This window comes from Pseudomonas sp. BMW13 (assembly GCF_013357275.1).
In the GTDB taxonomy this organism is placed as follows: Bacteria; Pseudomonadota; Gammaproteobacteria; order Pseudomonadales; family Pseudomonadaceae; genus Aquipseudomonas; species Aquipseudomonas khazarica.
In genome coordinates, this window is record NZ_SUKD01000020.1 from 205,532 (window position 1) to 218,270 (window position 12,739).

At 64.7% G+C, this 12,739-nt stretch carries 5 protein-coding genes; 3 read left to right on the forward strand and 2 right to left on the reverse strand.

Annotated elements, in window-relative coordinates:
• The first annotated feature begins 8 nt into the window (after positions 1-8).
• The 3 genes from E4487_RS16400 to fhuB all read left to right on the forward strand — a co-directional run bounded on the left by E4487_RS16400 (position 9) and on the right by fhuB (position 5,423).
• A complete protein-coding gene (locus E4487_RS16400; RefSeq protein WP_037050308.1) occupies positions 9-2,411 on the forward strand; it encodes a TonB-dependent siderophore receptor in 2,403 nt (800 codons plus the stop codon).
• A 98-nt stretch (positions 2,412-2,509) separates the two neighbouring features.
• A complete protein-coding gene (locus E4487_RS16405; RefSeq protein ID WP_257229441.1) occupies positions 2,510-3,436 on the forward strand; it encodes an ABC transporter substrate-binding protein in 927 nt (308 codons plus the stop codon).
• Positions 3,429-5,423 carry a Fe(3+)-hydroxamate ABC transporter permease FhuB gene (gene fhuB / locus E4487_RS16410; protein WP_037050305.1) on the forward strand — a complete coding sequence of 665 codons (1,995 nt, stop codon included), beginning with the start codon at positions 3,429-3,431 and terminating at the stop codon, positions 5,421-5,423. Before E4487_RS16405 ends, fhuB begins: the two co-directional genes overlap by 8 nt.
• 56 nt (positions 5,424-5,479) lie before the next feature.
• Here the strand turns inward: fhuB and E4487_RS16415 are convergent, their stop codons facing one another.
• The gene (locus tag E4487_RS16415) at positions 5,480-6,448 is read right to left on the reverse strand and encodes an alpha/beta hydrolase (RefSeq protein WP_134675501.1); all 969 of its coding nucleotides are present in this window, start codon (positions 6,446-6,448) and stop codon (positions 5,480-5,482) included.
• Positions 6,445-12,729, reverse strand: coding sequence for an amino acid adenylation domain-containing protein (locus E4487_RS16420; RefSeq protein WP_373921538.1), 6,285 nt, complete (start codon positions 12,727-12,729; stop codon positions 6,445-6,447). Before E4487_RS16420 ends, E4487_RS16415 begins: the two co-directional genes overlap by 4 nt.
• Positions 12,730-12,739: the final 10 nt, after the last annotated feature.

Genomic DNA, 12,739 nt, shown 5'->3' on the forward strand with positions numbered 1-12,739 from the left:
GTACAGCAGTGCGCTCATCCAGCTCTTTCTCTCCGTCCGCGAACACACTCAAACCTCTGGCTCGCCTGGTGCGCGCCACTGCGTTCGGCCTGGCACTTGGGGCTTCTGCACCGCTGCTGGCCGAGCCCGTACGCATCGACCTGCCGGCACAACCGCTGGCCTCGGCACTGACCAGTCTGGGGGAGCAGACCGAGCTGCAGATCCTGTTCAACCCGGCCCAACTCAGCCGCCTGCGTAGCAATGCCGTCACTGGCGAAATGGAGGCTCTGCAGGCACTGGATGCCCTGCTCGAAGGCACCGGCGTGCGTTATCAACTCGACGGTAACCGCGTCAGCCTGTTCACCAGCGCGGGCGACAATGCCCTGGCCCTGCCCGAGCAGGTAATCGAAGGGCGTAGCGAAGGACAGAGCAGTTTCGTACCCAAAACCAGCAACAGCGCCAGCAAAACCAATACCTCAATTCTCGAGATACCCCAGTCGGTATCGGTGATCACCCGCGCCCAGCTCGAAGCCCAGGGTGCACAGAGCGTTACCGAAGCGCTGCGCTATGTGCCGGGGGTCAAGGTGGAGACATATGGCCTCGACCCGAAAGGCTACGACTGGCTGTTCATTCGCGGTTTCAACGGCCAGAGCACCAGCGACTACCTCAACGGCCTGCGTCAGCAGAACAACGACTACGCCCTGTTTCGCAGCGAGCCCTATGCACTCGAAAGAGTCGATGTGGTTCGCGGCCCCGCCTCGACACTGTTCGGTCAGGGTGATGCTGGCGGCGTAATCAACCGGGTGAGCAAGAAACCTACCGCCAACCAGACCAACGAGATTCAGCTCACTGCCGGCAGTCATGACCGTCGCCAGGGTCAGTTCGATGTGGGTGGCGCACTCGACGAGCAGAGTCAGTTTCTCTACCGCGTCGTCGGCCTGTACCGCGAAGCCAATACACAGGTGGAGTATGACGATGGTCATGAGCTGGAAGACGATCGCCAGTACATCGCACCGTCCTTCACCTGGGCGCCGAACGAAGACACCAGCCTGACCCTGCTCACCGACTTCCTGCGTGATCGCAACGGCGGCAGCCTGTTCGTCTACACCAAGCCTAATGGTCACACCACCGATACACTGCTGGGCGACCACAGCTTCAACCGCTTCGACCAGGATCAGTACAACCTCGGCTACGAGTTCCGCCACCGCTTCAACGATACGCTGGAGTTCCGTCAGAACCTGCGCTACGGCCAGGTGGATCTGACGTTCAATAACCTGTTGCCATTCTCGATCAACCAAACCACCGGAAATGTGGTGCGGATTGCGGATCGCCGCAATCAGCACATGGATACCTTCGCGGTGGACAATCAGCTACAGGCCGACTTCACCACAGGCTCGATCCGCCACACATTGCTGAGCGGCGTGGACTATAGCTGGCAGGACGCAGACGTTACCTTCTACCGGAACTTCGGCCCAACACTGAACGTGTTCAACCCTGTCTATGGCCAGCCAGTAACGACGCCGGGCCCAACCAACGGGCTAACACAAGCCGACTACAACCAAACCATCGAACAACTCGGTGCCTACGTCCAGGATCAGATCCACTTCGACGACCACTGGCTGCTGACCCTCGGCGGCCGCCACGACCGGGTGCGTAACGACTTCGATAACAACATTCCCAACAGTCAATCCACCAACCAGAAAGACGACGCCTTCACCGGCCGCGTAGGTCTGACCTACGTCACCGACTTCGGCTTGGCGCCCTATATCAGCTACGCCGAATCCTTCGCGCCCAACAGCGGGGTCAGCAGTCAGGGCAGCACCTTCGATCCCAGCGAAGCCGAGCAGTGGGAAGTGGGGGTGAAGTACCAGCCGCATGACGACCTGCTGCTGACCCTGGCCGCCTACGACTTGACCAAAACCAATATCCTTACCGCCGAGCGGAATAGCAGTGGGGCAACTACCGGTTTCAACGTCGCGGAAGGTGAGCAGCGTTCGCGCGGCATCGAGGCCGAGGCTCGTCTCAAACTGGGCGAGCACTGGGATATCCTCGGTTCGTACACCTACACCAAGGCACAGATCACCCGCAGCAACGACGGCAATCAGGGCAACCGGCCAGCCAACGTGCCAGAGCACATGGCTTCTGCCTGGGTGAACTACAACTTCAGCGATGGCTCGCTGCGGGGCCTGACCCTGGGCGCAGGTGCCCGCTACGTCGGCTCGATGTATGGCAATAACGCCAATACCTTCGGGGCCGACAGCTACACCCTGTTCGATGCCTCGGCCAGCTACAAACTGACGCCACAGGTCACGCTGGCCGTATACGCGCAAAACCTGTTGAACGAGGACTACACCGCCACCTGCGACGCGGCCACCAGTTGCTACCCCGGCCTGGAACGCAACCTGATGACCAGCGTCAAGTACAGCTGGTAACCAGGTGCAAAGCCCGGCACCGCCAATGGCGCTGCCGGGCTTTTGCTTGCTGACTGATCAGGCTCCTGCGGGAGCCTTGCGCGTATCTGGAGAAATACTTGCCTGCCTCGACGAACCTCCCCCACCGCCACCTGAAACGCCGCCAATTGCTTCAGGCCATGGCCATCGGCGGATTGGCCCTCGGCTGTGGCTTGCCATTGCGAGCGGAGCCCCTGCAGCGCGTGGTCGCCATCAACTGGGCCGCGGCAGAAACGCTGCTGACGCTCGGCGTGGAACCACTGGCCATTTCCGACGTCGGCTACTACCGACGGCGAATGCCCGATCCAGCACTGCCGCAGACCGTGCGCGACATAGGCCCCTACTGGGAGCCCAATCTCGAATTGCTGCACCAGTTGAACCCGCAACTGATCCTCAGCGATGCCCTGCCCAACAGCGTATTACGTACGCTCGGTGATATCGCACCGACCGAGGTGGTGAACATTTTCCCAACCGACAAAGGTGTCTGGAACAGTGCCAGCGCTTTCATGCGCCAGTTGTCCGAGCGGCTGCACCTGAGTGACCGCGCCGACGTTTATCTGCAAGCCGCAGAGCAACGCCTGGAGACGCTACGCAACCGTTTGGCGCTAAGCCCACGGCCTGCGATTTACATCGCCGTGCTCAACCAGGATGGCCGCCACGCCACTGTCTACGGCCAGCACAGCATGGCCCAGGACGTGCTCGAACGACTGGGGCTGCGCAATGCCTGGAACGGCCCGAGCAATGCCATGGGCTTCAGCCTCACCGGTATCGAGCGCCTCAGCGAACAACCCGATGCCCATCTGCTGTACATCGAAATTCCTACGACGTCGGCGCGCCTGCAGAGCCTGCGTCAGCCCAATGCCTTGTGGAACAACCTGCCATCAGTGCGCCACCATCAAACTCAACCGCTGGGCAAATTCTATCCCTATGGCGGCGTGGCCTCGTACCTCAGCCTGGCCGAGCGCATAGCCGACTATCTGGACAGCCAAGAGGTGCAGCATGGCTGAGTCACTGAGCCTTCCCATGCGCCCGCCTCGGCATAGCCTGGGCTCGGCGCTGTGCACCCTGCTTATCGCCATACTGGCAGCACTGCTGGTATGGCGTGGGCTCAACGGTCTGCTCCCGCACGAACTGTGGTGGCAGGCGCTGTGGTCACCGGATCTGGACAGCCCCAATCAGGTACTGCTGCATTTCAGCTTCGCGCCACGCCTGCTGGTCAGTCTGATGGTTGGCGCAGCCCTCGGCCTGGCCGGCACCCTGTTCCAGCAGATTCTGCGCAATCCGCTGGCCGAACCGGTGACCCTTGGCGTCGCGGCCGGCGCCAACCTCGCCCTGTCGGTCACCACCATCTGGGCACCGACGCTGCTGATCCATGGCCTGGAAATCGTGACGCTGGCTGGGGCCGGCCTGGCTACCCTGGCCCTGTTCAGCTTTGCCTGGGGCCGCCATTTGTCGCCGTTGCGTTTCATCCTGACCGGCATGGTGATCAGCCTCTACTGCAACGCGTTGAACGCCCTGCTGGTACTGTTCAACCACGACTACCTGATTGATTTGCTGCTGTGGCAGGCCGGCTCGATCAACCAGAGCGGCTGGGATGGCGTGCTCTACCTGGCGCCACGTCTGGCCGTCGCAGCCACGCTGGCGGTGCTGCTGATACGCCCGCTGGCAGCGCTCGGCCTGGAAGACCAGAGCGCGGCCAGCATCGGCGTGTCGCTGCGCGCCACCCGTGGCTTTGGCCTGCTGGTCGCTGTGGCGCTGAGTGCCTTCGTCACCAGCGTGGTCGGCATCATCGGTTTCATCGGACTCGCCGCGCCGGCCATCGCGCGCATGACCGGCGCTCGCACCCTGCGCCAACGGTTGCTGTGGGCGCCTCTGCTCGGTGCCGCGCTGCTGTGCCTGGTGGATCAGTGCGCACGTGAGCTGTCGCGCCTGGTCGGCGAAGTACCGGCCGGCATCCTCACTGCGGTGTTCAGTGTGCCGCTGCTACTCTGGCTGCTGGCGCGCCAGCGCAGCGGCGGTATCCAGCCGCACAGAACGAGCCTGGGACGACCAACGGAGCATCCGTGGCGGCCAATTCTGCTGGTTGCCGGGTTGCTGATCATGCTGCTGATACCTGCCGTGTTTTTGGCCAAAGGGCTGTACGGATGGCAGTGGGCTGAGCTTGGCGAGCTGCACTGGCGCTTGCCGCGTGTGTTCGGTGCACTGGCCGCCGGCGCCATGCTGGCCATGGCCGGGCTGTTGGTGCAACGCCTGACCGGTAACCCCATGGCCAGCCCGGAGGTATTGGGTGCCAGCTCAGGTGCGGCGCTGGGCGTGCTGGTGCTGTTCCTGCTGGTACCGCAGCCGCAGGCGCTGATGCTGCCGGCAGCCAGCCTTGGCGCCTTGCTGACCCTCGCAGTTCTGCTCTGGTTCGCCTGGCGCAGCGCCTTCAGCCCGGAGCGTTTGCTGCTCACCGGCGTGTGCCTGACCACCCTGATGGGCGCGCTGAGCACCCTGTTGATGGCCAGTGGTGACCCACGCATGACCGCGTTGATGAGCTGGATGACCGGTTCGACCTATCAGGTCGATGCCAATGCTGCCACGACCGCCGTGATCCTGACCGTGCTGCTGGGCGCCGCTGCGTTACTACTGGCACGCCCACTCGATCTGCTCGGCCTGGGTAACGGTACGGCGGCAGCACTCGGCCTGCGCCTGCGCGCCAGCCATCTGGGGATCCTGCTGCTGGCCGCACTGCTCACCGCCGCTGCCACCCTGATGGTCGGTCCCCTGAGCTTCGTCGGCTTGATCGCACCGCATATCGCCCGCCATCTCGGCGTACACCGTGCGCTACCGCAGCTCCTGCTAAGCGCTGGCGCCGGTGCACTGATCATGCTGTTGGCCGACTGGCTGGGGCGGAACCTGGCTTATCCATGGCCGGTTTCCGCCGGGCTGCTGGCCGCGTTCATTGGCTGCCCATACTTCCTTTGGCTGATGCAGCGCGAACGCCGTGGCTAGCACATCGTCAACGACTGGTGCGCACAGCGCACCAGTTTCTCCTTGATCGATACGCCCTACCAGTAGCGTCGCAGAAACGCTGCCGCCTGCTCGTAGTGCTCCAGCACCTCCGGCACCAGCCCGGCCATGCGCAGGAAGTCATGGGTCATGCCACGACATAGCCGGCTCTGCACGACCACACCCTGCTCGCGCAAATGCTCGGCATAAGCCAGGCCCTCATCCAGCAAAGGGTCGAACTCGGCGATCAGCAGAAGAGCCGGCGCACTGCCACGCAATTGCCCCTCGGCCAGCAACGGCGAGCAACGCCAGTCACGGCGCTGCGCCGGCTGTTCTGCATAGTGCTGGTAGAACCAGGCCAGTGTCGCGCTCTCCAGCAGATGCCCTTCGGCAAACAGCTCCTGGGATTCGCTGGTCTGGCGGGCGTCCACCGCCGGATAGAACAGCAGTTGCGCGCAGGGCTTTGCCTCCTGCGTGGCAGCCAGCTCGGCACAAACCACGCTGGCCAGGGTCGCGCCAGCACTGTCCCCCCCCAGGGCCACGCGTGCCGGGTCCAGGCCCAGCGCCAAACCGCCTTCTTGCAGCCAGTCCCAGGTATCGCGCACGTCCTCCAGGGCAGCGGGAAAGGGATGCTCCGGCGCCAGTCGATAGTCCAGCGCCAATACCGCGCACTGCGCGCTGATGGTCAATTGCCGACAGATCGCATCGTGCGAGTCCAGGCTGCCGATGCAATAACCGCCGCCATGCAGATAGATCAGCACTGGCAGCGCCGCACCGGCCTGCTCCGGCCGATACAGCCTTGCCGCCAGATGACCATGGCGCACCTGCGGCGAGACTTGCTCCACGGTACAGGGCGGAGCGAATGGTGGCAGGCTGCGCGAAGCGGCCTCGAACTCGGCACGCGCCTGTGCCACCGGCAACTCATGGGGAGCCGGCCGCCCTGCCCGCCGGCCCTCGTCGACCATATCGAGATAGGCGGCGATTTCCGCGTGCAGCTCGCCAGGTACATTAGAAAGGGCAACACTCATAGCGCGAACGCCTCCTGCGCGATCTGTGCGCAACAATGATCGATGACTGCCAGCAACTCCTCCTCGAAAGACGCCATGAAGCGCTCGATGCTGGAAGGACGAAACACCTGCCGACTGAACAGACAGCGCAGCGCCAACTCACCGTCGTGCACCTGGCCGACGATCTCCAGCCAGTTGTTCAGCGGCGCGCTCGCGGCATAGGCATCACCGGGCCGCTCATCGAGCAGGCTGAACAGGGCTTCGCCGTCGGCGCTCTGATCGAGCTGGCCCAGGTAGTTGAAAGTGACGCGCGGCTGCGCCTGTGCTGCCAGCCTGCTGCGCATCTGGCCATCGGCCAGATAACGCAACACACCGTAGCCGATGCCCTTGTTCGGCACCGCACGCAGGCGTTGGCGCAGCGCCGTGATGGCCTGGCCATAATCGCCCTCGCCAGCCTCCAGACGCACCGGGAACAGGCTGGTGAACCAGCCCAGGGTGCGGCTGTGGTCGAGGCCATCGAACAGATCCTCACGACCGTGCCCCTCCAACCCGACCAGCACCGCATGCTGCCCACTCCAGCCACACAGTGCGCGACCGAGGGCCGCCAGCAGCAGATCGTTGATCTGCGTGCGATAGGCTTGCGGTGCGACTTTGAGTAGTCGCGTGGTAGTGGTTCGATCCAGGCGCAGACTGATCCGCTCACGCAATGCCACCTGAGCACGACCGCGAGGGTTGTCGCGCGGTGGCTCGCCCAGCCCCTCGCTGGCAGTCTGCTGCAGCCAGTACGGCAGCTCCTCGCGCACGCTTGGCTGACAGACGTAGGCCCTGAGACTTTGCGCCCAGTCTCGATAACTGCAGGAAGACGGCGGCAGATCCGGCGCTTCACCGCGCTGCAATGTTCCATAAAGCCGTTGCAGATCCTCCAGCAGAACCCGCCAGGACACACCGTCCACTCCCAGGTGATGGATCACCAGCAACAGTCGGCAGCTGCCATCGGCCAACTGGCTGTAGACAGCCCGCAGCAAACGCCCCCGACCGATATCCAGGCTGCGCTGTGCACTGTTGGCCAGTGCCAGCGCCTCGTCGGCATCTGCCGGTTGCTGATGCCAGAGCAGCGGGTTGGTCTCCAGCCCCAGTTCATCGAGATTGCAGTAGCGCTGCCGCCACTGGCCGTCATCGTCCCTGGCGAAGGCCAGGCGCAGGCTGCCATGCTCGGCCAGCAGCAAGCGCAGCGCCTGCTCCAGGAGGCTTGCGTCCAGCGGTCGATGGCAAGCCAGCAGCAGGGCCTGGTTGAAATGGTCGGGTTCAGGCAGATGCTGGTCGAACAGCCACTGCTGGATCGGCAACAGGCTGAAGTGCTCTCCGTCCTCGGCCGCCTCCGTCACCAGCGTTGGCGTGGACGCGCTGGCCTGCTGCGGGCGCTCCAGCAAAGCCGCGATACTCTGGTACTGCAACAGGTCGCGTAAACGCAGCTCCAGGCCAAGTCCCTCGGCCTGACGGGCACGCGACACCACCTGCAGGCTGAGAATCGAGTCGCCCCCCAGGTCGAAGAAGTTATCGTGGATACCCACCTGCTCGACCTGCAGTACCTGCGCCCAGATATCCGCCAGGATACGCTCGGCTTCATTGCGCGGAGCGACATACCCCGCGCCCTGCCAGCTCGGCTCTGGCAGCGCCTTGCGGTCGATCTTGCCTGCCGGTGACAGCGGCATGCGCTCGAGTCTGAGGATCTGTGCCGGCACCATGTAGTCCGGTAGCTGCGCCCGCAGATCGCTGCGCAACGTGTCGCCATCGACCTCACCGACCACGTAGCCGATCAGTTGCTTGCCGCTGGCGCCTTCGCGAGCCACCACCACCGCTTCGCGCACCTGCGCGTGAGCCTGCAGGCGCGCCTCAATCTCGCCGAGCTCGATACGGAAACCGCGGATTTTCACCTGATGGTCGATACGCCCCACGTACTCAACGACGCCATCGGCGCGTCCGCGCACCAGATCGCCACTGCGATACAGACGCGCGCCCGGCTCGCCAAAGGGGTCGGCGACGAAACGCTCGGCGGTCAGCCCCGGGCGCTGGTGATAACCGCGCGCCAGCAGCTCACCGCCAATGTACAGCTCGCCAGCCACCCCCAGCGGTACCGGACGTAGCTGTGGGTCGAGGATGTACAGTCGGCGCGCGCCGACCGCCTGGCCGATAGGGGCATACGCCGCCTGGCAACGCGTGCTCGCATCGGCCTTCCACAGCAGCGGTGTGACCACGGTTTCGGTCGGCCCGTAACCGTTGATCAGGTGTTCGGCCTTGAGAGTACGGCGCGCCAGTTCGAAGGCGGCTTCAGGCACTGCATCGCCACCAAAGCAGTAGATGCGCATGCTCGGCACATGGCCAAGGTGCGCGGCCTGATCGGCCAGTTGCAACAGGTAAGCCGGCGGGAAGGCCGCGACCGTGACCTGGTGCTCGCGCAGCTGCGCCAGGGTCTGCTCGGCACTCCACAACGCCTCCCCACGGATCAACAGACTGCCGCCATGGCTGAGGGTAGTGAGCCAGCGCTCATGGGCTCCGTCGAAGGCGAACGACATGAAGATCAGTTCGCGATCGTCCGGCGTCATGGCGTAACGCTCGCCGATGGCGCGGCAGTGCGCGGCGATCTGTCCATGCGCCACGGCCACGCCCTTGGGCTGGCCGGTGGAACCCGAGGTGTAGATCAGATACGCCAGGTTGCCAGGCTGCACGTTCACCTGGGGCAGCTCGCAGGATTCGGCAGACAGATCGAGCCTGTCCAGCTCCAGGCACACAACACCTTCAGGGACGGGCAGACGCTCACGCAGGCGGCTGTCGGTCAGCAGCAAGGTGATGCCGGCGTCCTGCATCTGGAACGCCAGGCGCTCGCGCGGGTAGTCGGCGTCCAGCGGCACGTATGCGCCACCGGCCTTGAGCACGGCGAGCAACGCCAGCGGCAGCTCGACACCACGCGGCAAGGCCACGCCCACGCGCACTTCGGGGCCGACGCCGAAGGCCAGCAGGCGCCGGGCCAGGCGGTTGGAGTCCAGTTCCAGACGCTGACGGTCGAGGCTGACAGTCTCGTCGATCAGCACACAATCCTGCGGGCGCTGGCGGTTGTGTCGAGATATAGCCAGGTGTACCGGCTCGAATGCCGTCGGCAGCGATGCCTGACCGTGCAGACGATGGTGCGCCTCGTGTTCGAGCGTGCTCAGGCAATCGAGATCACCGAGGCATTGCTCGCCCCCCTGCAGCATGGCGGCGAGGATCTGCTCGAAGTTGGCGCGGATACGCAGCACCGCATCCTCATGAAAATGGCTGCGCAGGTACTGGTATTCGATCTCCATTCCCTCGCCCAGACGTACGGCCAGATCCATCGGCACGCTAGTCACGTCCTTGGACGCCAGCTCACCGAAGCGCGGCCCATCGCCACCACCGCGCCGCAACGCCTCATCCACCGGGTAGTTCTCGAACACGATGATGCTGTCGAACAGCGCCTGGCCGCCATGACCCGCCCAGCGCTGGATGTCGTACAGCGGCGTGTGCTCGTATTCGCGCACCTCCAGGTTGTAGGCCTGGAGTGCTCGCAGCCAGTCACCGAGCCCCGCATCCGCCGCTGGCGCCTGTACCACCGGCAAGGTGTTGATGAACAGCCCCAGCAACGTCTCGGCCCCCGCCAGGCCAGTGGGTCGCCCCGCGACGGTGGCGCCGAAAGTGACCCGCTGCTTGCCGGTGTAGCGCTGCAACAGCAGCAACCAGGCGCCCTGCAACAGGGTGTTGAGGGTCACGCGCTGCTGCCGGGCAAAGGCTCGCAAGCGCTCGGTCGCCGCAGCATCGTAATGGCTGTAGGTCACGCCATGGCCACTGCCTTCAGCGGGGCGCTGCAGGCTGTCGGCCAGCAAACAGGATTCGTCCAGCCCGGCCAGGCGTTGCCGCCAGAACGCTTCGGCAGCGTCGCCATCCTGGCGCTGCAGCCAGGCGATGTAATCGGCGTAGCGTGCGACGGGCGCTGGCAGACGCTCGCCGGCATAGACCTGCAGCACCTCCTTGATCAGTTGCGCGCCGCTCCAGCCATCGGTGACCAGGTGGTGCATGGTCCACACCAGTTGCCAGCGCCCCTCACCCAGGGCCAGCAGGCTCATGCGCTGCAGCGGTGGCCGGGCCAGATCGAAGCCTTCGGCGCGGTCACGCTCGGCGAAGGCGATGACATCCGTCTCGCCCTCGATCACCCGCACCTCGGCGGGTACCTGGCGCTGCACCACCTGCAAGGGCTGGCGCAGCCCGCCCTGCCAGAGAAAACCGCTGCGCAGCGTTTCGTGGCGCGCCACCACATGCGCCCAGGCCGCCTGCAAACGCGCCGGATCGAGCTGCTCGACCGCCACGCTGATCTGGTTCACATAGAGCCCGGACCCCGGGTTGTCGAGGGCATGGAACAGCATGCCCTGCTGCATGGGCGACAGCGGGTAGATATCTTCGATGGCAGCGGCAGGCAGGTCGAGGGTATCGAGCTGCACCTGATCGAGACCAGCCAGAGGGAAGTCTGCCGGCGTCACGCCGCCCGCGCCCGGTGTCAGGCAATGGGCGATCAGGGCGCGCAACTCGGTCAGGTAACGCTGCGCCAGTTGCATGACCGGCGCCTCGTCGAACATCGCGCGGCTGAAGGTAAAGCGCAGGCCCAGACGCGCATCGAGCACCTGACCATCGATGCTCAGCCAGTTGCCCAACGGCGCCTCAGCATCGCGGTTCGGCCCGGCGTTTTCGCCGGCCAGACGCAACAGGGCATCAGCGGCGAAGCTGGCATCGAATTGGCCCAGGTAGTTGAAGGTCACCCGTGGCTCGTGCAGCCCTTCCAGGCCCTGGCCGAGGTGGCGCAGCAGGCCATAGCCGAGTCCCCCACGCGGCACCGCACGCAGTTGCTCCTTGACCGCCTTGATCGCCGCATCGGGTTCGCCCTCAGCATGTAAATGGAGCGGGTAGAGGCTGGTGAACCAACCCAGGGTACGGCTCAGATCGATATCGTCGAACAATGTCTCGCGGCCATGGCCTTCCAGCAACACAGCGGCACTGCTCTGCCCGCTCCAAGCACACAGGGCACGAACCAGTGCAGTCAGCAGCAGGTCGTTAACCTGGGTGCGATAAGCAGCTGGAGCCTGTTGCAGCAGGGCACGCGTTTCGCCCTCGTCCAATTCCAGGCGCAGGGTGTGGGCATGACGCTCGGTCAGGCTGGCATCGGTGCGGGCGCCTGGCAGGCTCGGCGCCTTGACCTCTAGCTGGGCACGCCAGTAATCCTGCTCGGTGGTCAGCTCGGGACTGGCGGCAAGCTCGACCAGACGCTGCGCCCAGCGCTTGAACGAACTGCTGCGCGGCGCCAGGGGCTGTCCCTCGTAATGCGCCTGCAGATCCTCCAGCAACACCCGCCAGGACACACCATCGATGACCAAGTGATGGACGACCAACAGCAAGCGCTGGCTGCCGTCAGCCATGCTGACCAGCATGGCGCGCAGCAGCGGGCCACACGCCAGGTCGAGGCTACGCTGTGCGACGGCGCAATGATGCTCCAGTTCACTGGCATCGGCCGCCTCACGCAGCCAGAGCACGTCGGCATCCACCAGCTCCGCATGCACGGCATGACTACCATCGGCAGCGAAACGCAAGCGCAGGGCATCGTGATGCGTCTGCAACGCCGCCAGGGTTTCGCTCAGACGCCGCGCGTCCAACGCTTCGCGGCAGTGCAGCAGCACAGCCTGGTTCCAATGGGCGCGCTGCGGCATGGGAGTGGCGAAGAACAATCGCTGGATCGGCAGCAACGGCGTCTCGCCCTGCTCCGGCCCCTGCTCGGCCTCGCTTACCGCCTCACGAACGACAGAGGCCAGGGCGCGTAGGCTCTGGTGCTGGAACATGTCCTTGGGGGTCAGTTGCAAACCAGCTTGGCGGGCACGGCTGACCACCTGAATGGAAACGATGGAGTCGCCACCCAGCTCGAAGAAACTATCCTCACGCCCCACCTGGGCCACGCCCAGCACGCTTTGCCAGATATCGGCCAGTAGCCTCTCATGCGCCGTTTCTGGCGCCTGGTAATCCGCCTGAACGGTGCTGAACTCCGGCACCGGCAAAGCCTTGCGATCGAGTTTGCCATTCGGCGACAGCGGCATGGCCTCAAGCACCAGAATGCGCGCCGGCACCATGAACTCCGGCAATTGCTCAGCCAGCGCCTGGCGCAACTCCTCGCCGTCGCAACCAGCCACGGCATAGCCCACCAGCTGCTTGCCTTGCGCTGTGTCACGCGCCACCACCACCGCCTCTTCCACCTGCGGATGT